This window comes from Rhodanobacter lycopersici (assembly GCF_040812335.1).
Lineage (GTDB): Bacteria > Pseudomonadota > Gammaproteobacteria > Xanthomonadales > Rhodanobacteraceae > Rhodanobacter_A > Rhodanobacter_A lycopersici.
The window spans coordinates 166,240-191,403 of the sequence record NZ_JBFOHK010000006.1 but is presented as its reverse complement, the minus strand read 5'-3'; the positions used below and the strand labels follow the sequence as shown (position 1 = coordinate 191,403).

The following is a 25,164-nucleotide window of genomic DNA, read 5'->3' as shown; positions in this document are numbered from 1 at the left end:
CGGCTGGCCGCACGGACCGGCCTTCCTAGCATGACCCTCCCGCCCGTGCAGGAGCGCATCATGGCGATGCGGCAGGCTTGCGGCTTCCGTGAAAGACAGTCTGGCGTCACGCTGATCGAGCAGATCATGCTGGTGGCGATTCTCGGCGTGCTGGCCGCCATCGCCACGCCGTCGTTGACGCAGCTGTTCCGGCGCAACCAGGTGCAACTGGCGCAGACGGAATTCATCGCCGCCCTGCAGCACACGCGCAGCACCGCGGCTTTCAGCGGCAGGCCAACCCTGCTCTGCCCCAGCCGCGATGGTGCGCAGTGCAGCGGCGAGACACGTTGGGAATCCGGCTGGCTGATCGGTCACGATACGGCTCGCAAGGGTCAACCTGATGCCGCGCCACTGCGCACCGGGCCCGGTTACACGGGCGTCACCATTCTCGGCGACAGCGGACGCCGGTTCGTGCGCTTCCAGAACGACGGCAGCGCCAGTGGCATGACCAACACCTTGCGTATCTGCCGCCGCGGCCAGCCGGACCAGACGCTGGTGGTGGTGATCTCGAATTCCGGCCGCATCCGTGGCGCCAAGGCCAGCGCCGAACAGGCCGCCAGTTGCGCCGCAGCGCAGTGATTGTGGGCCTGGGTGGCACACATGCGAAAAGGCCGGCATTGCTGCCGGCCTTTTCATCTGTCTGGCGCCCGAAGTTGGACTCGAACCAACGACCCCCTGATTAACAGTCAAGTGCTCTAACCAGCTGAGCTATTCGGGCGGGAGCTGCGTAGTTTGTAGATTGGACGCCGGGCTGTCAAGTTGCCGGATCGTATCCGGCGCTTTCTTTCAGCCGGTGATCACGCGATAGCAGGGCACGTAGGCCGCGCCACCGGGCAGCTTCATGCGGTGCTGTTCCACGAAGGCCCGCAGCAGCTTGTCCAGCGCCTGCATGATGTCGCGGTCGCCATCGATGTCGAACGGGCCGTTCTGCTCGATCGCCTGCACGCCCTCCTCCTTCACATTGCCGGCCACGATGCCGGAAAACGCGCGACGCAGGTCCGCCGCCAGATCGTGCAGCGGGCGACCGTGGCGGAGCTGCAGGCCGCGCATCGCTTCATGGGTGGGGCGGAACGGGGTCTGGAATTCCAGCGGGATGCGCAGCGCCCAGTTGAAGAAGAACGCATCCTTCGTGTCCAGGCGGTTGTTGCGCACCTTGTCGATGCCCTTGGCCATCGCTTTCGCCACCGCGGTGGGGTCGTCCACGATGATCTGGTAGTGCTGCGCCACCGTGTCGCCCAGCACGAGCCGCAGAAACTTGTCGATTTGCTCGAAGTACGGTGCCGACTGCTTCGGCCCGGTGAGGATCAGCGGGAACGGCGCGCCCGCGTTGTCCGGGTGCAGCAGGATACCCAGCAGGTAGAGGATCTCCTCCGCCGTGCCCACGCCGCCGGGGAACACGATGATGCCGTGGCCCATGCGGACGAAGGCCTCGAGGCGCTTCTCGATGTCCGGCATGATGACCAGCTGGTTGACGATCGGATTCGGCGACTCGGCCGCGATGATGCCCGGTTCGGTGATGCCGATGTAGCGGTTGTTACGGCGCCGCTGCTTGGCATGCGCAATCGTGGCGCCCTTCATCGGCCCCTTCATCGCGCCCGGGCCGCAGCCGGTGCAGATGTCCATGCCGCGCAGGCCGAGCTGGTAACCCACCGCCTTGGTGTAGTCGTACTCCTCGCGCGAGATCGAATGGCCGCCCCAGCACACCACCAGGTTCGGGTCGATGAAAGGCTTGAGGATGCGCGCGTTGCGCAGGATCTCGAAGACCACCTGGGTCAGCGCGTCGGACGGTTCGAGGTCGCCGCCGATCTGCTCCAGCTGGGTGGACACGTAGACGATGTCGCGCACCACCGCCACCAGCAGCTCGTTGATGCCGCGGATGATCTGGCCGTCCACGAAGGCCTGCGCCGGCGCCTTGGTCAGCTCGATCTTGATGCCGCGGTCCTGCTGCAGCACCTGGATGTCGAAGTCCGGGTACTGCTCAAGGATCGCCCGCGGATCGTCGCTGATCGCACCCGAGGTGAGCACCGCCAGCGCGCAGCGGCGCAGCAGCGCATGCAGGCCCGAGTCGCTGGCGCCGCGCAGGCGCGCCACCTCGTGACGGGAAAGTATGTCCAGGCCACCGGCGGGCGAAATGCGCGCGCTCACGGTGGCGTTGCTGCCGGCAACGCCGGCACCTGCATCATTCATCAGTATCTCCACGCCACTGTCCCGTGGGCACACGCCCGCGCGGATGCGGCAACACCGAAGCTTCCTGCCTCGACCGCGGCGCCGTCAAGACGAAGCGGTGGCGCGATGTGCGTGCGAAAAAAGCCGGCGTCCTTGCGGGCGCCGGCTTTCGGTGACGCACCAGGGTGCAACCTGGTCAGAACGTATAGCGGACCGTCAGCATCGCCGACCAGCGCGACACCACGTTGGTCTTGGTGTAGGTGCCGGCGTCGTATACCGTCAGCTGTTCCGGCTGGTAGTTGCCGTACTTGTCCGTGTAGAGCTTGTAGATGTACTTGCCGTCGACACCCACACCGGCATAGTCGGCCAGGTTGCGCGTCTGGTAGAAGCCGAGGTCGCGCTCCTGCCCCCAGCGCTTGTTGACCAGGTTCAGCACGTTGTAGACGTCCAGGCGGACCTCGCCCTTGTTGCCCTTGAAGATGCCCGGTATTTCCTGGCGGAAGCTCAGGTCCAGATCGTTGACCCACGCAGCGGTGGCGGCGTTGCGGTTGGCAATCTGGCCCTGATGCTTGCTCAGGTACTTGTCGCTCTGGATGAAGCTGTAGAACTGCTGGATCTGCGCAGCCGTGGCCGGCTGGCCGTTCGGTTGCAGCAGGGTCACTTCGCCGTTGCGCGGGATATAGACCAGATCGGTACCCTGGCCGAAGCCGTCGCCGTTGGCGTCGTTGCCGAAGGTCCAGCTGTACGGCTGGCCGGTATGACCATCGTAGAACGCGCTGATGCTGGTGACATAGTCGCCGAAGAAGCGGTGCTGCCACGTGATCGACGCGTTGACCCGCTGACGCACCGCGCGATTGGAACGCGACACCGTCTCGTCGTTCGGGTTCACCCAGGCGCTGTTGGACAGGTTCGAGCTGGCCTGGCTGGAGGTGCCGGGGTTGACCTCGGTGGAATCGCCAAAGGTCACGCCCAGGCTGCCGAACCAGTTGTCGGAGAACGGCTTCTTCAACGACAGGGTCAGTGCGTCGGCATGGCCCTTGTGGGTATTGGTGAGATAGGTGGAGTTGTAGGTGAAGTTCTTGCTCGCGTTGGCCCGCGCATCGGCGCTGGCACCGGCCTCGCCCGGCGTCTTCCAGTACTGGTTGCGGCCATCGGGCATCGTGCCCGTGGGCGAGCCGAGGTTGAGCATCTGATACCAGATACCGTCACGCACCTTGATGTACTGGTACTCGGCCGAGAACACGGTACCCCACCACGGCAGCTCGCGATCGAGCGCCAGGCTGTACTTCCACACGGAAGGCAGCTTGAAGTTCCGGTCGATGGTGTCCACACCCATCTGGCTGCTCGTCGGCGGCGGCAGGTTCTGGCCGAACGGATTCGGGCTGAACACCGGCAGGCTGTTGCCCTGTCCCGGCTGGTCGCCGTAGTCGTTGTACACCTGATACACGGTGGTGGTGACGCCGTTGTTCTGGAACGGATTGGTCATCCACACCGTCGGCGGGTTGGACTGGAACAGGCCGAAGCCACCGCGCAACTGGGTCATCAGCTGGGTGTCGAATGCGTAGTTGAACGACAGGCGCGGCTCGATGATGCGCAAGCCGTCGATGGTGTTGTCGTTGCGCAGCGGGGTGACGTTGCTACCCGGCTGGTAGTTGGCCACGACCTGGCCATTCGCATCGATGCCGAACGTCTTGGTTACCGCCGGGTTGTAGACCGGGCGGTCGCTCGTGTTGGCCTGGTCGACGCGGATGCCGTACTGCACCGACAGGTTGTTGTTCACCTGCCAGGTGTCCTGCAGGAACAGGCTGGTCTGGCGCAACGTCCACTGCGCCGCCACGTCGTTGAGCGTATAGCCCGGCGAAGGCTGGTAGATGTTGTACGAGTCGTAGATGCCTTTCTCGAAATTGTCGATGCCGAAGAAAGTGTATGCACCGAACTCGGTGCGGCCGAACAGGTTGTAGATCTTGTTCTGCTGGAAGTCGACGCCACCCTTCAGGGTGTGGTCACCCAGGTACCATGTGGCCGCCTCGAACAGGCTCCAGGTCTTGATGTTCAGCACGTTGTAATGGCTGTACTGGTCCTCGCCCAGGTCGACGTAGGGGGTGGAACCGGTCTGCTTGCCGGTCTTCGGGTTCGTGCTGAAGCCCACATCGACGAACACCTGCGGCTGCTGCTCGGCCACGGTGCGCACCTGCGAGAACTGGCGATAGCCGAGCTTGGTTTCGGTGGAGAAATCCTGGCTCCAGTCGTCGAAGAACTGCAGCACCGCATTCTTGGTGTCGCTGTTCTTGGTGTACCAGTAGCTGGTCAAGCCGATCGAGTTGCTGGAATTGCCCTGCACGATGGGCTGGACCTCCTTGGTGCGCTGGTAGCTGAAGCTGGCGCGGTGATCGTTGGTGATGTTCCAGTCCAGCTTGGCCAGGTAGCGCTCGTCGAGCAGGTCCACATTGCCGCCGCTGAAGTTGCCCGGCTTCAGGCCCAGCGCGTTGGCGGCGTTGATGATGCGCTGCAGGTCGCCCGGCGACACCTTGTTGGAAGTGGACGCGCCATTGCCAAGCGTGGAGTCGAGGCCGTTGGCCGAGTCGGCGCCCAGGCCGACGGTCTTCTCCTTCTCGTAGTTGACGAAGAAGAACAGCTTGTCCTTGACGATGGGGCCGCCCAGCGTGGCGCCCGCGGTCCAGTCATGGTTGTAGCCGGCGTAGTCGTAACCCGGCTGCCCCTTGTCCAGCCAGCCCGCAGTGCCGACCAGCTTGTCCGCATTGCGGTAGGCGTAATACACCGAGCCGTGGAAGTCGTTGGTGCCGCTCTTGGTGACCGCATTGATGTTGGCGCCGACGGTATCGGAGGCGACGTCGAAGTTCGCCGTGGAGATGTTGTACTCCTCGATGGTGTCGGCCGAGATCGGCGAGCCGATGTACGGCATGCCGTTGGAATTCAGGCCGAACGGATCGCCCACGCCGGCGCCGTCCACGGTGATCGCGTTGTAGCGGTTGTTCATGCCCATCGTGGAGATCGCGCCTTCGCCGCGGTCCGAGATGCTCACGCGCGGATCGAGGCGGGCGATGTCGGCGATCGAGCGGCCCGGCGAAGGCGCCGCCTGCAGCTCGCGCTGCGAGACGTTGGTGGACATGCCCTTGTTGTCTGGCGTGAAGGTCTGCGCCAGGGCGCTGGCCGACACGGTGACGCCACTGAGGTTCTTCGCCTCCTTGATCTGCTCCGCGCCCATGGTCAGGTTGACCGCGGTGTCCTGCGCCAATTGCAGATAGACGTTCTTCTGCTCGCTCTGGGCCATGCCGGCCTTGGACACGGTAACGTCGAACGGACCGCCCACGCGCAGACCCTGCGCCGTATAGCGGCCGTTGGTATCGGTGGTGGTGATCTTGGTAGTGCCCGACGGCTCATGCACGATCTGCACGGTAGCGCCGGTGACCGGCTGACCGCTGGCGTCGAGCACGCGGCCGCTGATCGAGGAGGAGGTGTCCTGGGCCAGCACGGGCGCGGCGGCCAGCAACGTGGCGATGGCCACTGGCAGGAGCTTGGTGCGCAAACTGTTGTTCATCGAGATTCGACCCCTGAGAGATTCGCAAGAAAAGCACTGGACCAGCGCAGAGGGGCCACCCCTCTTGCCGTTCTAAGAAACTGATTCCACTGGAATAACTTGATGATCCCGGAGTGCGCGGCGCGGCGGCCGGCCCGGACCCATCACGACGAATGTAGTCGCATCATATTACAGAATCGTAACTTTTTAGCGTAAATGACGCATTCACTTGCGATTCGCGAGGCGGGATCGCAAGGAAAGCCGCCCTTGCGGCGACACGGGGCCAAAAAAAAGCCGCCTCCCGGGGGAGGCGGCTTCGGGAACACCGCTTTCGCGGCGTCCTGGTTCGCTTGTCAGAAGAACGAGGCGCCGAACGTGATCATGTAGGTGCGGTCCTCGAGCAGCGAGTAGTACGGCGCGGAAGCGTACAGCGTGTTGCCGTCCTGGTCCTTGATCTTGTCCGGGTTGCTGGCCAGGAAGGCGCCGATGTTGTTGGCGTTGGTCAGCGCATGGCGATCGGCCAGGTTGAAGATGTTGAGCTTGATATACGGCTTCCGGAGCCAGCTGGCGAAGTCCGGCAGGCGTACGCCCGAGCTGAAGTTGAGCACCGTGTAGCCGCCCACCTTCTCGGTGTTGGACCAGTCGCCCCAGATGGGGCCGCGGTACTTGGCATCCAGGTTGGCCCAGAACATGCCATGGTCATAACCGAGGCGGATATAGCCGGAATTCTTCGGCGTGTTGAGGAAGGTCTTGCCCTTGGTGTTGTAGATACCGTCGCCAAAGCTGTCGAGGTCAGCTTCCAGGGTTGCCTTCTGGTAGGAGTAGTTGGCATACACCGTCCAGTCGTCGGTGAGCTTGTAGCTGCCCTCCGCGCTCAGACCGCGCATCTTCATCTTGGGCAGGGTGAGGTAGACCGTCTCGTTGGTGTTCTCGTCATAGCCGGACACCTGCTTGTTGTTCAGATGCGATTCGTATGCATCCACGTTGCCCGAGAACCGGTCGCCGTAGTAGCGCCAGCCCAGATCCAGCGTGGTGGCCGTCTCGGGCTTGTTGTTGTAGGCGCCCGCGGCGGCGTTGGCCGCATTCTTGGGGTTCTCCGCCACCGCCGCGTTCTGCAGCAGCGCGCCATTGATGGGCGCACGGAAGGTCTGGCCGGCACCGAGATACAGCTGGTTGCGGTCGTCGATCTGATACTTGACGCCGACCGTCGGGCTGACCTTGTGGTAGGTCTTGCCGAAATAGCCGCCGTACTGCGCGTACTCGGGGTTGCTGTCCTCGCTGCCCCAGTTCTCGAAGTCGTAGCCACGACGCTGCTCCCACAGGTAAGCGGCGCCGGCGGTGATGGTCCACTGGTCGTTCGGGGTCCAGGTATTGGTGGCGAAGACCTTGCGCGTATCGGAGACGGTGTATTCGCGGTAGAGCCGCTGCACCACGCCATTGGAATAACGGATCAGATCCGTGGTGCCCCAGAAATCGGAAGGCACGCCGTCGGCGGTCGGCGTGAACACCTCCTGCTGCTGCTGGCGCGGACGCTCGTACCAGAAGCCGTATTCCAGGCTGTCGTTCTCGCCGAAGTCCTGATTCAGCTTGGCGATGATGCCGGGACGGAAGGTGAAGGTCTGGGAAACATCGTAGGCCAGGGCCGAGCCGCCGATCTTGCCGTCGTTGTTCACGTCGGCATCGGCATAGCCGAGGCTGTTCTGGATCTTGGTCGATTCGGTGAAGATGTAGCCGCCGCCGCCGCCGCCATTGCCGTACCAGAAGTACGGCACGACCGAGAGATGCAGGTTGTCGCTGAGCTTGAACTCCCCGTCCATGCTGGCCATCCAGCTGACGAACGGATTGGTGTGCAGCATCCAGTAGTTCTTGTCGGTCGGGCTGGTCAGCTGCGGGTCATAGCTCTGGAAGTAGTTCTGCTGGGCCTGGGCCTTGGTCAGGCTGTCGTAGGAATAACCGCGCTCGCGGTTGTACTGGAACGAGGCCGAGATGGAGTTGTCGTCGTCGATCGTCCACAACGACTTGCCGTCCACCTTGGTCACGTTCGAATTGCCGGGACCGCGCCAGAAGTCGGCCGTGTTGTTCGAATACGACAGCCATGAACGCACCGGACCCGTATCGCCGGTATTGAAGCGCAGGAAGGTACGGCGGTAGTCGTTGCTGCCGAGAGTCTGGCTGAAGTCCACGCCCGCGGTATGCGACGGATCGATGGTGGCCCAGGCGATCGAACCGCCGGCCGCGCCGGAGATCGGGGTATCCACGTCGGGGTACCCCTGCAGCACGGTGATGTCGCCATAGTTCTCGGCATCGCCGTACTCGGTCGAATAAACCTTGTAGTTGCCACTGTCATTGACCGGCGCGCCGTTCACGGTGGTGCCGATTTCGTCGCTGGTGAAACCGCGGATCTGGTAGTTGCCGTTGGCCAGGCCGGTGTAGTCGTCGGTGGACGCGTTCACCCCAGGAATGCTGTCGATCACCTGCACGAAGGTACCGCCCGGTGCCGCCTTGACGATCGCGTCACGGGTGATCGTGGAGACCGCCTTCGGCGCGGTCTGCACCTCCATCAGGCCGCCGCCCAGTGCGAGGCTCTGGGCCTGCACCGTGACCCCGGAGAGCTGTTGTACACGGCGCGTATCGTTCGAGGTCGTGGTGTTCGACGTGCTCGATACGCTGGTGCGCTGCTGCTTGGGCGGGTTGGTCGTGCCCGTGCCGGCCTGGCTTGCCGTGGTCTGTGCCAGCGCCAGGCCCGAGGCCATGCAACAGGCGAGCGCAATGGCCAGGGAAAGATGATTTCGTTTCATTACGTCAGAACCCCATGGTTGGATTTTCATTCGGATTCGACCTGCAGACCCGGAGGAACCAAACGGCAACGCGAAGGCCGCCATGCCGATCCTCGCGGTCCCCTGCTGGCGCTCCCCGCTTGGTCATGCAATCCATGCGGATCACACGCACGCACTCCGCGGGGAAGCACGTCAGTCACTGCAGGGCCTCATCGCATCCACCAATTTCTTGCTGTTCATGCAAGAAAAAACGATTTCTTCGGGCGCAAAAAAACCCGACCGTCAGGTCAGGTGGATGAATGTGGCTATTGCCCTTGCGGCCTTGTGGGGAAAATCCCGCCTCGACCGCCAAACCTCTGGATTCGCCCGTGGAATCCCTACGCCAATGTTAGCATTTTGGCGAGCTTGTCTGACAGCATTTTTACAATTGCCATCACCCGCACGCAAGTGTCATCGACCTGGTGCACCGCACCGGACACATGGCACCAGCCATTGGCAAATCAAAATCCCGCAGGACCATGTCGCACGATGGCGCGATTGGCCGTCGCCTGCAGCGGGCGATCCGCCGGAATGCATCGCACGATCCCGCCGTTTGACAGCCACTCGCTGCAAGCCGGGCATGCCCACCACTCGTGCCCACCAGTAGCGGACGCGGCAAGAAGTTCTCTGTCGCGATCGGCAGCCCAACTGGTCAGAGCCGCAGGTGCAGATAGGCTGCCACGCCGCCCAAGAACATCTGCACGGACAGGGCGATCAGCAGCATGCCCATCACGCGTTCCAGCGCGGTCAGCATGCTCTCGCCCAGCCAGCGGAACAGATAGGTGGAGCACAGCAGGATCACCGCCGTGGCCAGCCAGGCGCCGATCAGTGCGATCGCCCAGTCGGCAGTGCGCCCCGGCTGGGTGTTGGTGAGCAGCAGCAGCGCCGCCATCGCCGAGGGACCGGCCACGCCGGGGATCGCCATCGGCACGATGAAGGGTTCGCCGCCGCCGGACTTGCCGAAGATGCCGCCGCCGTCCGCCGGCGGGAACACCATGCGGATGCCGATCAGGAACAGCACGATGCCGCCGGCGATGCTGATCGAATCGGACTTCAGCTGCAGCAGGTTCAACAACCCCTGCCCGCCTATCAGGAAGCCCAGCAGCACGCCCAGCGCGATCAGCAGTTCGCGCACCATCACGCGGCGGCGGCGCCTGGGTGGCACGTCCTTGAGCAGGCTGAGGAAGATCGGGATGTTGCCCAGCGGGTCCATGATCAGGAACAGCATGATTCCCGCCGCCAAGGTGGTCATCTGCGTTTCCATCAGTGCGCCCCTGTCCGGCGGTGGCAGCTCGTCATGCCGCCTCCCGCAGATCGAGCACGCGGCCGCGCGCGGCCATCCCCTGCGCGCCGAGCAGCCAGACCACGGCTTCCGCCGCCGCATCCGGCAACGGGTGCCGCATGGTGTCCTCGCCGAAATAAGCCTGCCGGCGCAGCCGGGTGCGCATCGGCGCGGGCAGCAGCGCGTGCACGCGCAGCGGGCTCTCGTCGGTTTCCTCGTGCAGGATGGCTGTGAAACGCTCCAGCGCCGCCTTCGAGGCGCCATACGCCCCCCAGTGCGCACGCGCCAGCCGTGCCGGATCGTCCAGCACGAAGACCACCGCGCTGTCGGCTGCCTCCTGCAGCAGCGGCAGGCAGGCCTGGGTCAGTGCGAACGGCGCATTGACGTTGACGTGCATCGCGCGCAGCCAGTCGTCGGGCTTGTGCATGGCGATCGGCGTGAGCCCGGCGAAACTGGCAGCGCAGTGCACGATGCCATCCAGCCGGCCGAAATCGTGGCGCAGCCCATCGGCCAGCGCGGCGTATTCGCGCGGCGTGGCGGTTTCCATGTCGAGTGGATGGATCACCGGCTCGGCGAGACCCTCGGCCAGCATCGCATCGTACAACTGCTCCAGCTGGCGCTTGCGCTTGCCGCTGACCACCACGGTGGCGCCGGCGCGTGCCGCCGCACGCGCCACCGCACCGCCCAGGCCGCCATACGCGCCGGTGACCAGCACCACGCGACTGGCCAGCGTATCGCATGCAGGCGTCCAGCCCGCGGGAAGACGCGCGGTCGGCAGCGTCATTCCTGCGCCGCCCCGGTCACGTCGCCGGCCATGCGCGCCAACTCGCCGGAAGCCTGCAGGTCCACCACGATGTCGCAGCCGCCGATCAGCTCGCCCTCGATGAACAGCTGCGGGAAGGTCGGCCAGTTCGCGTAGTGCGGCAGCGCGGCGCGGATCTCCGGATCGGCCAGCACGTTCACTGCATGGAACGGCGCGCCGGCCTGCTGCAGCGCCTGCGCGGCGCGGCTGGAAAAACCGCACATCGGGAACTCCGGCGTGCCCTTCATGAAGAGCACGATCGGGTGCGCGGCGAGCAGCGACTTGATTCGCTCGTTTACGTCCATGGCTGGATACTTCATCTTTACAATGCAGGCGAACCGGTATTGTATCAGCCGTTCAACGGCAACCGATGCCGCCGCGCCTCTTCTCCCAGCCACCCTCAAGGAGCCACTCATGGCGATCGAACTCCCCCCGCTGCCCTACGAAAAGAACGCGCTCGAACCGCACATCTCCGCCGAGACGCTGGAGTACCACTACGGCAAGCACCACCAGGCCTATGTGACCAATCTCAACAACCTGATCAAGGGTACCGAGTTTGAGGGCGCCGCCCTGGAAGACATCATCAGGAAGTCCTCCGGCGGCGTGTTCAACAACGCCGCGCAGATCTGGAACCACACCTTCTACTGGAACTCGCTGAGCCCGAAGGGCGGCAAGGAGCCCACCGGCAAGCTGGCCGACGCGATCGACAAGGCGTTCGGCTCGTTCGAGAAGTTCAAGGAGGAGTTCACCAAGTCCGCCGCCGGCAACTTCGGCTCGGGCTGGACCTGGCTGGTGCAGCGACCGGATGGCGCGCTGGGCATCGTCAACACCTCCAACGCGGCCACGCCGATCACCGGCAGCGACAAGCCGCTGCTCACCGTGGACGTGTGGGAACACGCCTACTACATCGACTACCGCAACGCCCGCCCGAAGTACCTGGAAGCGTTCTGGAACCTGGTCAACTGGGAATTCGCGGCGAAGAACCTCGCCTGATCCAGTCATCGGCACGAAAAAGGCGGAGCCGTCCCGGCTCCGCCTTTTTCGTGCCCGGCATTTGCGCAAACTCGCCGCAGGAAGCTGCAATCGCTACAATGCGCCGGTTTGCGCCAACACAATCCGGAGATTCCATGAGCGACCAGCCCCAGTACCGCCGCATCCTGCTCAAGCTCTCCGGCGAAGCGCTGATGGGCGAGGCCGACTACGGCATCGACCCGAAGGTGATCGGCCGGCTGGCCGACGAGATCATCGCGGTGCGCAAGGCTGACGTGGAAGTCGGTGTGGTGATCGGCGGCGGCAACATCTTCCGCGGCGAGGGCCTGGCCGCCTCCGGCATGGACCGCGTCACCGGCGACCACATGGGCATGCTGGCCACCGTGATGAACGCGCTGGCGATGGCCGACGCGATCGAGAAGCGCGGCGGCTACGCCCGCGTGATGAGCGCGATCCAGATCCACGACGTGGCCGAGGACTTCATCCGCCGCCGCGCGATCCGCCACATCGAGAAGGGCCGCATCGCGCTGTTCGCGGCCGGCACCGGCAACCCGTTCTTCACCACCGACTCGGCCGCCGCCCTGCGCGCGGTGGAGATCGGTGCGGACCTCCTGCTCAAGGCCACCAAGGTCGACGGCGTCTACACCGCCGACCCTGCCCGCCACCCAGATGCCACGCGCTACGACGAGCTGAGCTACGACGAGGTGATCCAGCGCAACCTCAAGGTGATGGACACCGCCGCGATCGCGCTGTGCCGCGACCACGACATGCCGCTGCGCATCTACGACATGACGGTGCCGGGCAACCTGATGCGCATCATGCGCGGCGAACCGGTGGGCACTCTGGTCCGCAACTGACCATCCCGCGGCCGGCCACCGCCCACGCCCGGCCGCGGCGGCTTGCGCTGCTATACTCGCCGGCTGTCCAGTTCCACCGGGAAACGCCCATGATCAACGACATCAAGACCGATGCCCAGACCCGCATGGGCAAGAGCATCGACGCGCTCAGGCACGAACTCACCCGCCTGCGCACTGGCCGCGCCAGCACCGCGCTGGTGGACGGCATCAAGGTGCCTGCCTACGGCTCGGAAATGCCGTTGAACCAGGTGGCCTCGGTCGCCCTGGGCGACTCGCGCTCGATCATCATCACGCCGTTCGACAAGAGCCTGGTCGGCCCGGTCGAGAAGGCCATCCTGGCCTCGGACATCGGCATCACGCCCACCACCGCCGGCACCGTGATCCGCCTCAACATGCCGCCGCTCACCGAGGAGCGTCGCCGCGAGCTGGCCAAGCACGTGTCGCACGAGGGCGAGAGCGCGAAGATCGCGATCCGCAACGTGCGCCGCGACGCGATCCAGAAGGTGAAGGACCTGCTCAAGGACAAGCAGATCAGCGAGGACGAGGAGCGCCGCGCCGACGACGAGATCCAGAAGCTCACCGACCGCTTCGTGAAGGATGTCGACGGCGTGGTGAAAGCCAAGGAAGACGAGCTGATGTCCATGTGACGCAAGGCTTCGGCCAGATCGCGGCGCCGGGACACACCTGACGCCGCGGACCTGCACGGCACCATGCGTTTTCCTTTCTCACCGGGGAGAGGCCCGAGGGAGAGGGGCCCGCTTGCAACAACGCCGTGACCACCCGCCCCTCCGGGGCAGCTTTTTCCCGACCGGGGAAGGACCGGCCCAAGCCAAGCCATGACCTCCAGACCCGCCATACCCCGCCACATCGCCATCGTGATGGACGGCAACGGCCGCTGGGCGAAGGCGCGCCACCGGCCGCGCAGCTTCGGCCACAACGCTGGCCGCAAGGCGGTGCGCGAGGTGGTGGAAGGCTGCCTACGCGAAGGTGTCGAGGCACTGACCCTGTTCGCCTTCTCCAGCGAGAACTGGCGGCGTCCCGAGGAAGAAGTCGGTGCGCTGATGACACTGTTCGTGCGGGCGCTGGACAAGGAAACCGATGAACTGCACGCCCAGGGCGTGCGGCTGCGCTTCGTGGGTGACCTTGCCGCGTTCGACCAGCCGCTGCGCGAGCGCATGCAGGCCGCGATGACACGCACCACCGGCAACCGCAAACTGCACCTCAACATTGCCGTGAACTACGGCGGCCGCTGGGACATCGTGCAGGCCGCGCGCGACGCTGCCGCCGCGGTGGGACGCGGCGAACTGCGCGCCGAGGCGATCGACGAGGCCGTACTGGGTTCCCGGATGTGTCTGGCCGAGCTGCCGCCGCTGGACCTGTTCATCCGCACCGGCGGCGAATGCCGGCTCAGCAACTTCCTGTTGTGGCAGGCGGCCTATGCCGAACTGCATTTCACCGATACCCTGTGGCCGGACTTCGACCAGGCCAGCCTGCACCGGGCCATCGAGGACTACGGCCGGCGCGAACGCCGCTACGGCCGCACCGGCGATCAGGTCGCCACGGACAAGGGGTAAGCATGTTGCAACAGCGCGTCCTCACCGCTTTGCTGCTCGCGCCGCTGGCGATCGCCATCATCCTGCTGCTACCCACGCCGTGGCTCGCCCTGGCCGGCGCCGTGGTGTTCCTGGGCGCGCTGGAGGAATGGGCCCGCCTCGCTGGCGTGCAGAAGCCGGCCCCGCGCATCGCCCTGCTCGCGTTTGCCGCCGTGCTGTTCGTGCTGCTGTGGACGATGCACGCCGGCATGCTGACGCCGTTGCTGCTGGTACTGGGCGTGGCCTGGTGGCTGGCGGCCTGCGCATGGCTGCGCCATTTCGCCTTCGGCGCCGCGCCGACGCCGGAAAACCGCGCATTGAAGCTTGCGGCCGGCGCCTTCGTGATGTTCCCCGCGTGGATCGCGCTGATCGACCTGCACGGCCGCGAGCCGCATGGCCACTGGTGGATGCTGCTGGCGCTGGTGATCGTGTGGGCCGCCGACATCGGCGCATATTTCAGCGGCCGCACCTTCGGCAGGCGCAAGCTGGCCCCGCAGATCAGCCCCGGCAAGACCTGGGCCGGCGCTTATGGCGCGCTGGCCGCCGGCATGCTGGTGGCGCTGGCCGGCGGCTGGCTGCTGGCCGTGCGCGGCACGGCGCTGCTCGGCCTTGGCGTGCTGGCCTTGTTCGCGGTGAGCGTCTCTATCGTGGGCGACCTGCTGGAAAGCCTGATGAAGCGCCATGCCGGCATCAAGGATTCGGGCACCATCTTCCCCGGCCACGGCGGCCTGCTGGACCGGCTGGACAGCGTGTTCGCGGCGCTGCCGGTGTTCGCCCTGGGCCTGCGGCTGCTGGGGTTGTGAGATGAGGCGGCGGCCATGAACAAGGTTGCGGTTCTCGGCGCCACCGGCTCGATCGGCGCCAGCACGCTGGACGTGATCGCGCGGCATCCGGACCGCTTCCGCGCCAGCGTGCTGAGCGCGCATCGCAACGTGGGCGCGCTGGCCGGACTGTGCGAACGTTTCCGTCCCGAACTGGCGGTGATCGCCGATCCCGCGCTGGAAGGCGAGCTGGCACGCCGACTCGCCGTCGCAGGCGTGCGCTGCGAAGTGGCCAGCGACCACGATGCATTGACCACGGCCGTGGCCGGCAACCTGTGCGACACCGTGGTGGCCGCCATCGTCGGCGCCGCAGGACTGGCTTCCACCCTCGCCACCGCACGCGCCGGCAAGCGCCTGCTGCTGGCGAACAAGGAATCCATCGTGCTGGCCGGTCCATTGCTGCTGGAGGCGCTGCGCGTCGGCGGTGGCGAACTGGTACCGGTCGACTCCGAACACAACGCGATCTTCCAGTGCCTGCCCGGCGGCCGCCCTGGCCTGCGTGCCAGCGGCGTGCGCCGGCTGATCCTCACCGCCTCCGGCGGCCCGTTCCGCGGCCGCACGCGCGCCGACCTGGCGGCGGTGACGCCCGACCAGGCCTGCAAGCATCCCAAGTGGTCGATGGGCCGCAAGATCTCGGTGGATTCGGCCACCTTGATGAACAAGGGCCTGGAGGTGATCGAGGCGCACCACCTGTTCGGCGCGCCGGCCGACGCGATCGAGGTGCTGGTGCACCCGCAGAGCCTGGTGCACTCGCTGGTGGAATACGTGGACGGCTCGGTGCTGGCCCAGCTCGGCAACCCCGACATGCGCACCGCGATCGCCCATGCGCTGGCCTGGCCGGAACGCGTCGAAGCGGGCGTGACGCCGCTGGACCTCGCCACTGCCGGCGCGCTGCAGTTCGAGGCGCCGGACCTGGACACCTTCCGCTGCCTCGCCCTCGCCTTCCAGGCGCTGCGCGCGGGCGGCGACGCACCCGCGATCCTGAATGCGGCGAACGAGGTGGCGGTGGAAGCCTTCCTGGCCGGCACCGTGCCCTTCCTGGCGATCGCCGAGGTGGTGGAAGGCGTGCTTGCGGAACTGCCGCCGCAAGCCGTGGTCGATGTGGAGTCTCTGGTCGCGCGCGACAGCGAGGCGCGGGCTGCGGCCCGGCGTCAGCTGCGACGCGCTTGCTGATATCCTGTCACCGATAGATTCCTGCCACGGCGTTTGATGACTTCCTTTTTCGGCTCGGTGTTCTGGTTGCTGGTCACGCTCGGCGTGCTGGTGACCTTCCATGAGTTCGGCCACTACTGGGTCGCGCGCCGGTGCGGCGTCAAGGTGCTGCGCTTCTCGGTGGGCTTCGGCAAGGCGGTGTGGAAACGCATCGGCCGCGACGGCACCGAATACTGGATCGCCGCGATCCCGCTGGGCGGCTACGTGAAGATGCTGGACGCGCGCGAAGGCGTGGTGCCGCCGCAGCTGCAGGGCCAGGAGTTCACCGTTCAGCCGGTGTGGAAGCGCATCCTGATCGTGCTGGCCGGACCGGGCTTCAACCTGATCTTCACCGTGATCGCGCTGTGGCTGATGTTCATGCTGGGCCGGCCCGACGCGGCACCGATCGTCACCGCCAGGCCGCAGAGCATGGCGGCGGTGGCGGGGATCCAGCCGGGCGACCGCATCCTCAGCATCGACGGCCATAAAGTGAGCACCATGGGCGATTCGCTGGATGCGATCGGCAATGCCCTGCTGGGTCGCACCCCGCTGCCGTTGACCGTACGCGATCCCGACGGTGCGCAGCGGCAGGTGCTGCTGCCGCTGGACCAGCTGCCGCCCGGCCAGACCATCGATCAGTACCTCGTCACCCTGGGTTTGCAAGCAGCGCCTGCGCCCCCCGTGGCCGCCACCGTGCTGGACGGCCAACCCGCCGCGCTGGCCGGCATGCAGGGCGGCGACCGCATCCTCAGCGTGGACGGCAAGCCGGCTCCGGACTTCGAGACGCTCGGCAAGCTGGTGCAGCAGAGCGCGGCCGCGTCGCCGAAGCTGGCGATCGTGGTCGAGCGCAACGGCCGGACGATCCCGCTGGAAGTCGTGGCGAAGCGCGAGTCCCTGCAGGGCCAGCCTACCGACTGGATGATCGGCATCGGCGCGCCGCCGATGGAAGCCGCCACGCTGCGCTACGGCCCGCTGCGCGCGTTCGGTGCCGCACTGAAGGGCACCTGGCGCAACTTCACGCAGACCTTCAGTATGGTCGGCAAGATGCTGGGCGGCGAGGCCTCGCCCAAGAACCTGTCCAGCGTGATCGGCATCGCGCAGATGGCCAATGCCACCGCCCACATGGGCCTGGCCTGGTTCCTGCAGTTCCTCGCCATGGTCTCGTTGAGCCTGGCGGTGCTGAACCTGCTGCCCATCCCCGTCTTGGATGGCGGCCACCTGCTGTATTACCTTATCGAGTTGCTCAAGGGCAGCCCGCTCAGTGAACAGGCCATGGCGATCGGCCAGTACATCGGGCTGGTGCTGCTGTTCAGCCTGATGGGCCTGGTGTTCTACAACGACATCCATCGCCTGTTGCTGTCGTGACGTCGATGATCCGCACCCACGGTTCGTCGACGCCGCAAATGTTCGTGCCGGCCGCGCTGTCGCGCGGTGGCTTGCTGCATCCGGTGCCCCTTGCGGGCACCTGCTCTTTCTCGCGGCAGGGGCTTGCCCTGTCGCGTGCCTTGATCGGGCCGGCGGCCTGATCGAAACCATCCACCGGAACCGACGATGAAGCGTATCGCCGCCCTGCTCCTGCTTGCCTCCCTCTCCGCCAAGGCGTTCGCCTTCGATCCGTTCGTGATCTCGGACATCCGCATCGACGGCCTCACCCGCATCTCCGCCGGCACGGTGTTCAACTACCTGCCGGTCAGCCGCGGCGACCGCATGACCGACGCCATGGCGCAACGGGCGATCCGCGCGCTGTACCAGACCAAGTTCTTCAGCGACGTGGAAATGGAGCGCGACGGCAACATCCTGGTGATCAAGGTGGTGGAACGCCCCTCGATCGCCAAGCTCACCATCCGCGGCAACAAGGACATCAAGACCGACGATCTGATGAAGGGCCTGAAGTCGATCGGCCTGGCCGAGGGCGAGACCTTCGACCGGCTGGCGCTGGACAACGTGCAGCAGGAACTGATCCGCCAGTACTACAACCGCGGCAAGTACAGCGTCACGGTGATCCCGCACGTGGTGAAGCTGGAACGCAACCGCGTGGCGATCGACATCGAGATCCGCGAAGGCCAGGTGGCGAAGATCAAGGAGATCAGCATCGCCGGCAACCACGCATTCACCGACAAGGCGATCCGCGACGATTTCGAGCTGGGTACGCCGAACTGGATGTCGTGGTATTCGAAAAACGACCAGTATTCGCAGGACAAGCTCAAGGGCGACCTGGAAAAGCTGCAGTCCTACTACATGAACCGCGGTTACGCCGACTTCGGCATCGATTCCACCCAGGTGACGATCGCGCCGGACAAGCAGTCGATGTACATCGCCGCCGACGTGAAGGAAGGCGAGGTCTACAAGATTGCCGACGTGAAGCTGCTCGGCACCCTGGTGCTGCCGGAAGCCACGCTGCGCCAGCTGGTGTTCGTCAAGCCCGGCGAGGTGTTCAACCGCGGCGCGATCGAAGCCAGCACCAAGGCGATCAAGGCGCTGCTGGCCAATATCGGCTATGCCTACGCCAAGGTCACGCCGTATCCGAAACTGGACAAGGAAAAGCGCACGGTCGACCTCACGCTATACATCGAGCCGGGCCAGCGCGTGTATGTGCGTCGGGTGATCTTCCAGGGCAACACGCTCACCGAGGACAACGTGATGCGGCGCGAGATGCGCCAGCTCGAGGGTTCCTGGTACTCGCAGGCGCTGATCGACCGCTCCAAGATCCGCCTGCAGCAGCTGGGCTACTTCAAGAAGGTCGACATCGACAAGAAGCGGGTGCCGGGCTCCGACGACCAGGTGGACGTCACCGTGAAGGTCGAGGAACAATCCGCCGGCAGCCTGCAGTTCGGCGTGGGCTACTCGCAGTACTCGGGGATCATCCTGTCCGCCTCGGTGTCGGAGCGCAACCTGTTCGGCAGCGGCGACACGGTGTCGGTGGGCGGCGAACGCAGCGCCTACTACACCCGCTACAACGCCACCTACTACAACCCCTACCTCACCGACAACGGCGTAGGCATCGGTTACAACCTCACCTACTCCAAGACCGACTACAACGACGTGGACAACGGCGAGTTCGCCGACTACTCCACCAGCCAGCGCGCGTTCTCCACCTACCTCGGCATCCCGATCACCGACTTCCAGAGCCTGCGCGCCGGCATCGGCCTCAGCAGCAACAAGGTCAACTCCATCCCCGGCTACACGCCGCAGCAGCTGATCGACTACCAGGACGAAATCGGCCACGACACCGTCCACTCGGTGATCGGCACCTTCGGCTGGAGCATGGACACCCGCAACGGCTACTGGGCGCCCACCCGCGGCGGCCAGTTGTCAGTGAGCTCCGAAGTGGCGCTGCCCAGTTCCACCGTGAAGTACTGGAAACTGACCACCCAGGCGAACCATTACTGGCCGATCGGCCACGGCTTCGTGCTCTACCTCAACGGCGTGGTCCAGTACGGCCAGACCTACGGCCAGAACGGCATCAGCGATGATCAGCTCGAGGCGCTGCAGAAGGCCAGCCTCGCGGCCGACCCCAACCACGTCATCACCGACATGCGCAATGATTTCCCGTTCTGGGAGAACTTCTACTCCGGCGGCGTGACCGACGTGCGCGGCTTCCAGGACAACACCCTGGGTCCGCGCCTCTGCGGCGGCACCGGCACGGTTGCCCCGAACAGCGGCAGCTACTGCAACAACAGCTACTACAACTACGCCCAGCCGATCGGCGGCGCGCTCAAGGTGCTGGGCACGGCCGAGCTGTACCTGCCACTGCCCTTCCTCAAGGACGTCAACACCGCGCGCGTCTCCTGGTTCGTGGACACGGGCAACGCTTACGCGAACTGGGACAGCTTCACTCCCAAGACGCTGCGCGCCTCCACCGGCCTGTCGCTGCACTGGCAGTCGCCGATGGGCCCGATGATCATCAACTTCGCGCTGCCGTTCCGCACCCAGCCGGGCGACGGCTACTACGAGGAGCGCATCCAGTTCACCTTCGGCTCCACGTTCTGATCGAAGGGGAACTTGTCGCACGGCGAAAAGCGCGGCAAGCCGCGCTTTTCGCGTTTTGGCGCATGGCCGATACAATGGCCGTCCCCCGAGGAGCACCCCTTGAGCCAGCAACTCAGCCACACTCTCGCCGAACTGGCCGAACGCTTCGACCTGCGCCTGCGTGGCGAGGGCAGTCGCCGCATCGAGGGTGTCGCCACGCTCGCCAATGCCGGCGCCGGCCAGCTGACCTTCCTTTCCAACGGCAAGTATGCCGCGCAACTGGCCGCCACCGGCGCCGGTGCGGTGATCCTGCGCGAGGAACACCTCGCCGATTGTCCGGTCGACGCCCTCGTCGCCGCCGATCCCTACGTGGCCTACGCGAAAGTCGCCGCGCTGTTCGAACGCCTGCCCGCCGCTGCGCCCGGCACCCATCCCTCCGCCGTGGTGGACGGCACCGCGACGGTCGGCGCAGGCGCCAGCATCGGCCCCTGCTGCGTGGTCGCCGCCGGCGCGGTGATCGGCGAGGGCGCCGTGCTCGGTCCGCACTGCATCGTGGGCGAGGACTGCACGGTGGGTGCGCAGTCGCGCCTGGTGGCGCGGGTCACCCTGGTGGCGCGGGTCACCCTGGGCAAGCGCGTACTGGTGCACCCTGGTGCGGTGATCGGTTCGGATGGCTTCGGCCTCGCCTTCGAGCGCGACCATTGGGTGAAGATCCCTCAGCTCGGCGGCGTGCGCATCGGCGACGACTGCGAGATCGGCGCGAATACCACCATCGACCGCGGCGCGCTTGACGACACCGTGCTGGAAGAGGATGTGCGGCTGGACAACCAGATCCAGATCGCGCACAACGTGCACGTGGGCGCGCACACCGCCATGGCCGGCTGCGCCGCAGTGGCGGGCAGCGCGAAGATCGGCCGCTACTGCATGATCGGCGGCAATGCCGGCGTGCTGGGCCATCTGGAACTCGCCGACCGGGTTACCATTACCGCCAAGAGCCTGGTCACGCACTCGATACGCGAGCCGGGCGAGTATTCCTCCGGCACCCCGCTGCAGGACAACCGCCAGTGGCGCAAGAGTGCCGCCCGCTTCAAGCACCTGGATGATTTCGCGCGCCGTCTCGCGGCGCTGGAGAAGGACAAGAACGATGAGTGACAACGCCGCGACCGTGACCCTGCCGGTGAACGTGGAACAGATCCAGCAGCTGCTGCCGCACCGCTATCCGTTCCTGCTGGTCGACCGGGTGATCGAGATCGTGCCCGACCAGAGCGTGGTGGCGCTGAAGAACGTCACCATCAACGAGCCGTTCTTCAACGGCCACTTTCCGGGCCACCCGGTGATGCCGGGCGTGCTGATCGTGGAGGCGATGGCGCAGGCCGCCGGCCTGCTCACCCAGCTCAGCAACCGCATGAAGGGCAACAACGCCAGCCCGCTGTTCTACCTGGTCAAGGTGGACAACGCGCGCTTCAACGCGCCAGTGGTGCCGGGCGACCAGCTGCGGCTGGAGGTGTCGGTGAAGCGCGTGATGCGCGGCATGGGCCTGTTCGCCGCGCGCACGCTGGTGGACGGCAAGGAAGTGGCCAGCTGCGAGCTGATGTGCGCGGCGAGGTCGGACAAATGATCCACGCCACTGCGCAGATCGACCCGACGGCGAAGATCGGCGCCAACGTCAGCATCGGCGCTTACAGCGTGGTGGGGGCCGACGTGGAAATCGGCGACGGCACGGTGATTGGCCCGCACGTGGTGATCGAGGGACCGACCCGGATCGGCCGCGACAACCGCATCGCCCAATTCGCCTCCATCGGCGGCGATCCGCAGGACAAGAAGTGGCGCGGCGAGCGCACCGAACTGGTGATCGGCGACCGCAACCTGATCCGCGAGTTCGTCACCATCAACCGTGGTACCGGCGACGGCGGTGGCGTCACCCGCATCGGTGACGACAACTGGCTGCTGGCCTATGTGCACATCGCGCATGACTGCCAGATCGGCAACCACGTGGTGTTCTCCAACTACTCGGCGCTGGCCGGACACGTGGAAATCGGCGACTGGGTCATCATCTCCGGCTACGCCGGCGTGCACCAGTTCGGCAAGGTGGGCGCGCACGCCTTCATCGCGATGGGCTGCCTGGTCGGCTCCGACGTGCCGCCGTTCCTGATGATGGCGAACGAACAGCACGGCCGCCCACGCGGCATCAACAGCGAAGGCCTGAAGCGCCGCGGCTTCGAAAGCCCGCGCATCGCCGCGATCAAGCGCGCCTACCGCACCCTGTACATGGCCGGCCTGTCGCTGCCCGAGGCCCGCGAGCAGCTTGCCCAGCTGGCACAGGACAGCGCCGACGTGCGCGCGATGCTCGACTTCATCGACCGCAGCGAGAGGGCGCTCGCTCGATAAGCGTCGCCGATATGCGTCCCGCATATCGGCAAATCAGGCACGCGCTCTGGCTCGTCGAGCCATGGCTCGGGATCGGGCAAAGCGTTTCGCTCGCCCGCAAGTTCATAAGCCAGGCACTACACTTGCGCGCATGAGCAGCGTCGCGTCGACCGAATCCCCCCTCATCGCCCTCCTCGCCGGCGAAGACTCCGGCGACCAGCTCGGCGCCGACCTGCTCGTCGCGCTGCGCAAGCGCTATCCGGATGCGCGCTTCGTCGGCATCGGCGGCAGGCGCATGCAGGCGCAAGGCTTCGAGTCCTGGTACGACATCCGCGAGCTGTCGTTGTTCGGCTTTGCCGAGGTGGTGTCGCACCTGCCGCGCCTGCTCAGGCTGCGCAAGGAACTGGTCGCGCGCCTGCTCGCCGCGAAACCGGCCGCGGTGATCGGCATCGACGCACCGGATTTCAATCTTGGCGTGGAGCAGCGGCTCAAACAGGCCGGCCTGCGCACCGTGCACTACGTCAGCCCTTCGGTGTGGGCCTGGCGCGAGCACCGCGCCGAAAAGATCGGTCGCTCGGCCGACCGCGTGCTGTGCCTGTTCCCGATGGAGCCGGCGATCTACGCGCGACACGGCGTCGATGCGCGCTTCACTGGCCATCCGCTGGCCGACCGCTTCCCGCTGGTGTCCGACCGCGCCGCCGCCCGCGAAGCACTGCAGCTGCCGCAGGACGCACCGGTGCTGGCCGTGCTGCCGGGCAGCCGCGTCAGCGAGCTGGCCCGGCTGGGCGAGCCCTTCCTCGACGCCGCGCGCCGCGTCGCCAGCGCCCTGCCCGGTCTGCGCGTGGTGGTTCCCGCCGCCAACCCGCGCATGCTGGAACAGTTGCGCGCCCTGCTCGCCAGGTTTCCGCAGGATGCCGTCGCGCCGCTGCTGCTGTACGGCCATGCCCACGAGGCCATGCAGGCCGCCGACGTGGTGCTGCTGGCCTCCGGCACCGCCACATTGGAGGCGATGCTGGCCAAGCGGCCGATGGTGGTGGGCTACCGCGTCTCACCCGCCAGTTACCGCGTCGCGAAACTGCTGCGCATGCTGAAGACCGACGTCTACGCGCTGCCGAACATCCTCGCCCGTGCCTGCGGCATGGGCGAGCGTGTGATGCTGGTGCCCGAGCTGATGCAGGACGACTGCACCGCCGCAAAACTCGCGGACGCGACCCTGGCGCTGTTCAACGACAGCGAGCGCCGCGGCGCCATCGTGGCGGCGTTCGAGCAGTTGCATCGAGCCTTGCGTGCGGATCTGGATGGCAGCGCGGCGGATGCGGCGGCTGGGGCGATCGGGGAGCTGATGCAGCACGAATCATCTCCCCCTTCCTTGGGGGGAGAGGCATAGCTTTTCTCCTTCTCCTCGGAAGAAAGAGGAGGCGCATGATTTTCTCCCTCTCCCCTCCGGGGAGAGAGCTGGGGTGAGGGACACGTTGCAATCGGGTTGGGTCAAAGCACGCTCTGATCCAATCCATCGCAAGCCCGGCCCCTCTCCTCAATCCTCTCCCCGGAGGGGAGAGGAGGCGAACGTGCCGTGCGGGTCTGCACTTATCGACATTTTGGTGAGCATGAATACCCCGACTTCGGTCAACACGGTTTTTTTAAGAGCGGGGGTGGACGAGGCCGGCCGCGGCCCGCTGGCCGGCCCCGTGGTGGTGGCCGCGGTGATCCTCGACCCCATACGCCCCATCGCCGGCCTGGACGACTCCAAGAAACTCAGTGAGAAGCGGCGCGAGGCGCTGTACCCGCAAATCATCGAACGCGCGCTGACGCATTGCGTGGTGATAGTGGAGGCCGGGGAGATCGACCGCCTCAACATCTTCCAGGCCACCATGGCCGGAATGAGTCGCGCCGTGGCCGGCCTCGCGCCCGCCGCACAGGAGGCGCTGGTGGACGGCAACAAGCTGCCGAAGGATCTGCCCTGCTCCGGCCGGGCCATCGTGGGCGGCGACGCGCTGGAGCCGGCGATCAGCGCCGCCTCCATCCTCGCCAAGGTGACCCGCGACCGGTTGATGGTGGCACTCGACGTCACCCATCCCGGCTACGGCTTCGCGGTGCACAAGGGTTACCCCACGCCCGCCCACCTGGCTGCGCTGCAACGGCTCGGGCCCTGCGTGCAGCACCGGCGCAGCTTCGCGCCGGTACGCCAATGGCTTGACCAGGGCGTATTGTTCTGACGGCCTCGCAGGCGTCCCTGCACGAACGCGAGACCACGGCAGACACGCCGAAACGTGCAGAAAATCGCCTGCAACCCTGCCTTGATCGGACGCATCATAGTGATCGGGATCATCGCCCGCATGGACGCACCGGCCATGCCGGTGGCAGGCATCGTCACCGCATGACCGCCCGCGCCAACGAACCGCAGGAGTCGTGCCATGATGCTTCCGACCAATCGCCCCCCCGGCGACTTGCCGCCGCCCAGTGTCCCGCTGCCCACCAGCCAGGTCACCGCTGCCGCAAGCGCCAAGCCGGGCCTGCCGCACTCCGACTACAACCACCAGCCCCTGCTGGTGAATGGCCTTGAGCACTACGTGAAGCCCGACGAAGACGAGCGCTTCCGCGTGAGCTGAAGCCGACCGCCGTCAGCTTCACCGCTGCACGATCACTCGCGTCGCGGGCGCGCCCACGCGACTTGGCGGTCGCGCTGTCAAGCTTGTGAGTGGGCCTCGCCACGGTTAGCCTTCCTGGACTCACC

22 protein-coding genes and 1 tRNA gene are annotated in these 25,164 nt (G+C 66.0%); 16 read left to right on the top strand and 7 right to left on the bottom strand.

Annotated features, from left to right (window positions below; translation table 11 throughout):
• Positions 1-30: 30 nt before the first annotated feature.
• Entirely contained in the window at positions 31-618 is a 588-nt protein-coding gene (locus ABQJ54_RS18745) for a GspH/FimT family pseudopilin (protein ID WP_367855853.1), read from the top strand.
• A 62-nt stretch (positions 619-680) separates the two neighbouring features.
• Here ABQJ54_RS18745 and ABQJ54_RS18740 read toward each other — a convergent pair.
• The 7 genes from ABQJ54_RS18740 to grxD form a co-directional block, all read right to left on the bottom strand.
• Positions 681-757, bottom strand: a tRNA-Asn gene (locus tag ABQJ54_RS18740).
• Between the two features lie 68 nt (positions 758-825).
• Positions 826-2,226, bottom strand: coding sequence for a nucleotide 5'-monophosphate nucleosidase PpnN (ppnN, locus tag ABQJ54_RS18735; protein ID WP_367855852.1), 1,401 nt, complete (start codon positions 2,224-2,226; stop codon positions 826-828).
• Positions 2,227-2,401: 175 nt separating this feature from the next.
• A complete protein-coding gene (locus ABQJ54_RS18730) occupies positions 2,402-5,764 on the bottom strand; it encodes a TonB-dependent receptor (RefSeq protein WP_367855851.1) in 3,363 nt (1,120 codons plus the stop codon).
• A gap of 332 nt (positions 5,765-6,096) precedes the next feature.
• Positions 6,097-8,541 (bottom strand): TonB-dependent receptor, encoded by a 2,445-nt coding sequence (locus ABQJ54_RS18725; RefSeq protein WP_367855850.1) that lies wholly within the window; start codon positions 8,539-8,541, stop codon positions 6,097-6,099.
• Positions 8,542-9,211: 670 nt separating this feature from the next.
• Positions 9,212-9,811 (bottom strand): YhgN family NAAT transporter, encoded by a 600-nt coding sequence (locus ABQJ54_RS18720; RefSeq protein WP_367855882.1) that lies wholly within the window; start codon positions 9,809-9,811, stop codon positions 9,212-9,214.
• A 43-nt stretch (positions 9,812-9,854) separates the two neighbouring features.
• A complete protein-coding gene (locus tag ABQJ54_RS18715; protein WP_367855849.1) occupies positions 9,855-10,625 on the bottom strand; it encodes an SDR family NAD(P)-dependent oxidoreductase in 771 nt (256 codons plus the stop codon).
• The gene (gene grxD / locus ABQJ54_RS18710; protein WP_367844413.1) at positions 10,622-10,948 is read right to left on the bottom strand and encodes a Grx4 family monothiol glutaredoxin; all 327 of its coding nucleotides are present in this window, start codon (positions 10,946-10,948) and stop codon (positions 10,622-10,624) included. The genes ABQJ54_RS18715 and grxD overlap by 4 nt, the downstream gene beginning before the upstream one ends.
• A gap of 109 nt (positions 10,949-11,057) precedes the next feature.
• Here grxD and sodB point away from each other — a divergent pair, with 109 nt between their 5' ends.
• The 15 genes from sodB (at position 11,058) to ABQJ54_RS18635 (ending at position 25,039) form a co-directional block, all read left to right on the top strand.
• Positions 11,058-11,636 (top strand): superoxide dismutase [Fe], encoded by a 579-nt coding sequence (gene sodB / locus ABQJ54_RS18705; RefSeq protein WP_367855848.1) that lies wholly within the window; start codon positions 11,058-11,060, stop codon positions 11,634-11,636.
• A 134-nt stretch (positions 11,637-11,770) separates the two neighbouring features.
• Positions 11,771-12,490 (top strand): UMP kinase, encoded by a 720-nt coding sequence (gene pyrH, locus ABQJ54_RS18700; protein ID WP_367855847.1) that lies wholly within the window; start codon positions 11,771-11,773, stop codon positions 12,488-12,490.
• Positions 12,491-12,579: 89 nt separating this feature from the next.
• Positions 12,580-13,137: a ribosome recycling factor gene (frr, locus tag ABQJ54_RS18695; RefSeq protein ID WP_367855846.1), complete on the top strand. Its 558-nt coding sequence runs from the start codon at positions 12,580-12,582 to the stop codon at positions 13,135-13,137.
• Between the two features lie 189 nt (positions 13,138-13,326).
• Complete coding sequence (gene uppS, locus ABQJ54_RS18690) at positions 13,327-14,064, top strand: polyprenyl diphosphate synthase (protein ID WP_367855845.1); 738 nt, start codon at positions 13,327-13,329, stop codon at positions 14,062-14,064.
• Between the two features lie 2 nt (positions 14,065-14,066).
• Positions 14,067-14,885: a phosphatidate cytidylyltransferase gene (locus tag ABQJ54_RS18685; protein WP_367855844.1), complete on the top strand. Its 819-nt coding sequence runs from the start codon at positions 14,067-14,069 to the stop codon at positions 14,883-14,885.
• Between the two features lie 15 nt (positions 14,886-14,900).
• Complete coding sequence (locus tag ABQJ54_RS18680) at positions 14,901-16,076, top strand: 1-deoxy-D-xylulose-5-phosphate reductoisomerase (protein ID WP_367855843.1); 1,176 nt, start codon at positions 14,901-14,903, stop codon at positions 16,074-16,076.
• A gap of 36 nt (positions 16,077-16,112) precedes the next feature.
• Positions 16,113-17,459, top strand: a complete 1,347-nt coding sequence (gene rseP, locus ABQJ54_RS18675; RefSeq protein ID WP_367855842.1) for an RIP metalloprotease RseP — start codon at positions 16,113-16,115, stop codon at positions 17,457-17,459.
• A 5-nt stretch (positions 17,460-17,464) separates the two neighbouring features.
• Complete coding sequence (locus ABQJ54_RS18670; protein ID WP_367855841.1) at positions 17,465-17,620, top strand: hypothetical protein; 156 nt, start codon at positions 17,465-17,467, stop codon at positions 17,618-17,620.
• Between the two features lie 25 nt (positions 17,621-17,645).
• Positions 17,646-20,084, top strand: a complete 2,439-nt coding sequence (gene bamA / locus ABQJ54_RS18665; RefSeq protein WP_367855840.1) for an outer membrane protein assembly factor BamA — start codon at positions 17,646-17,648, stop codon at positions 20,082-20,084.
• A 99-nt stretch (positions 20,085-20,183) separates the two neighbouring features.
• Positions 20,184-21,215, top strand: coding sequence for a UDP-3-O-(3-hydroxymyristoyl)glucosamine N-acyltransferase (gene lpxD, locus ABQJ54_RS18660; protein WP_367855839.1), 1,032 nt, complete (start codon positions 20,184-20,186; stop codon positions 21,213-21,215).
• Complete coding sequence (gene fabZ, locus ABQJ54_RS18655) at positions 21,208-21,681, top strand: 3-hydroxyacyl-ACP dehydratase FabZ (RefSeq protein WP_367855838.1); 474 nt, start codon at positions 21,208-21,210, stop codon at positions 21,679-21,681. Before lpxD ends, fabZ begins: the two co-directional genes overlap by 8 nt.
• Entirely contained in the window at positions 21,678-22,451 is a 774-nt protein-coding gene (gene lpxA / locus ABQJ54_RS18650; protein ID WP_367855837.1) for an acyl-ACP--UDP-N-acetylglucosamine O-acyltransferase, read from the top strand. The genes fabZ and lpxA overlap by 4 nt, the downstream gene beginning before the upstream one ends.
• Positions 22,452-22,581: 130 nt before the next feature.
• Positions 22,582-23,817: a lipid-A-disaccharide synthase gene (lpxB, locus tag ABQJ54_RS18645; protein WP_367855836.1), complete on the top strand. Its 1,236-nt coding sequence runs from the start codon at positions 22,582-22,584 to the stop codon at positions 23,815-23,817.
• 220 nt (positions 23,818-24,037) lie between these two features.
• On the top strand, positions 24,038-24,646 hold the full coding sequence (rnhB, locus tag ABQJ54_RS18640) for a ribonuclease HII (protein WP_367855835.1): 609 nt from the start codon (positions 24,038-24,040) through the stop codon (positions 24,644-24,646).
• Between the two features lie 198 nt (positions 24,647-24,844).
• The gene (locus ABQJ54_RS18635; RefSeq protein ID WP_367855834.1) at positions 24,845-25,039 is read left to right on the top strand and encodes a hypothetical protein; all 195 of its coding nucleotides are present in this window, start codon (positions 24,845-24,847) and stop codon (positions 25,037-25,039) included.
• Positions 25,040-25,164: the final 125 nt, after the last annotated feature.

What these genes read in the sequence shown, in the direction of transcription:
- ABQJ54_RS18745 (WP_367855853.1), top strand. Translation starts at nt 31, where the DNA reads ATGACCCTCCCGCCCGTGCAGGAGCGCATCATGGCGATGCGGCAGGCT.
- ppnN (WP_367855852.1), bottom strand. Translation starts at nt 2,226, where the DNA reads ATGAATGATGCAGGTGCCGGCGTTGCCGGCAGCAACGCCACCGTGAGC.
- ABQJ54_RS18730 (WP_367855851.1), bottom strand. Translation starts at nt 5,764, where the DNA reads ATGAACAACAGTTTGCGCACCAAGCTCCTGCCAGTGGCCATCGCCACG.
- ABQJ54_RS18725 (WP_367855850.1), bottom strand. Translation starts at nt 8,541, where the DNA reads ATGAAACGAAATCATCTTTCCCTGGCCATTGCGCTCGCCTGTTGCATG.
- ABQJ54_RS18720 (WP_367855882.1), bottom strand. Translation starts at nt 9,811, where the DNA reads ATGACCACCTTGGCGGCGGGAATCATGCTGTTCCTGATCATGGACCCG.
- ABQJ54_RS18715 (WP_367855849.1), bottom strand. Translation starts at nt 10,625, where the DNA reads ATGACGCTGCCGACCGCGCGTCTTCCCGCGGGCTGGACGCCTGCATGC.
- grxD (WP_367844413.1), bottom strand. Translation starts at nt 10,948, where the DNA reads ATGGACGTAAACGAGCGAATCAAGTCGCTGCTCGCCGCGCACCCGATC.
- sodB (WP_367855848.1), top strand. Translation starts at nt 11,058, where the DNA reads ATGGCGATCGAACTCCCCCCGCTGCCCTACGAAAAGAACGCGCTCGAA.
- pyrH (WP_367855847.1), top strand. Translation starts at nt 11,771, where the DNA reads ATGAGCGACCAGCCCCAGTACCGCCGCATCCTGCTCAAGCTCTCCGGC.
- frr (WP_367855846.1), top strand. Translation starts at nt 12,580, where the DNA reads ATGATCAACGACATCAAGACCGATGCCCAGACCCGCATGGGCAAGAGC.
- uppS (WP_367855845.1), top strand. Translation starts at nt 13,327, where the DNA reads ATGACCTCCAGACCCGCCATACCCCGCCACATCGCCATCGTGATGGAC.
- ABQJ54_RS18685 (WP_367855844.1), top strand. Translation starts at nt 14,067, where the DNA reads ATGTTGCAACAGCGCGTCCTCACCGCTTTGCTGCTCGCGCCGCTGGCG.
- ABQJ54_RS18680 (WP_367855843.1), top strand. Translation starts at nt 14,901, where the DNA reads ATGAACAAGGTTGCGGTTCTCGGCGCCACCGGCTCGATCGGCGCCAGC.
- rseP (WP_367855842.1), top strand. Translation starts at nt 16,113, where the DNA reads ATGACTTCCTTTTTCGGCTCGGTGTTCTGGTTGCTGGTCACGCTCGGC.
- ABQJ54_RS18670 (WP_367855841.1), top strand. Translation starts at nt 17,465, where the DNA reads ATGATCCGCACCCACGGTTCGTCGACGCCGCAAATGTTCGTGCCGGCC.
- bamA (WP_367855840.1), top strand. Translation starts at nt 17,646, where the DNA reads ATGAAGCGTATCGCCGCCCTGCTCCTGCTTGCCTCCCTCTCCGCCAAG.
- fabZ (WP_367855838.1), top strand. Translation starts at nt 21,208, where the DNA reads ATGAGTGACAACGCCGCGACCGTGACCCTGCCGGTGAACGTGGAACAG.
- lpxA (WP_367855837.1), top strand. Translation starts at nt 21,678, where the DNA reads ATGATCCACGCCACTGCGCAGATCGACCCGACGGCGAAGATCGGCGCC.
- lpxB (WP_367855836.1), top strand. Translation starts at nt 22,582, where the DNA reads ATGAGCAGCGTCGCGTCGACCGAATCCCCCCTCATCGCCCTCCTCGCC.
- rnhB (WP_367855835.1), top strand. Translation starts at nt 24,038, where the DNA reads ATGAATACCCCGACTTCGGTCAACACGGTTTTTTTAAGAGCGGGGGTG.
- ABQJ54_RS18635 (WP_367855834.1), top strand. Translation starts at nt 24,845, where the DNA reads ATGATGCTTCCGACCAATCGCCCCCCCGGCGACTTGCCGCCGCCCAGT.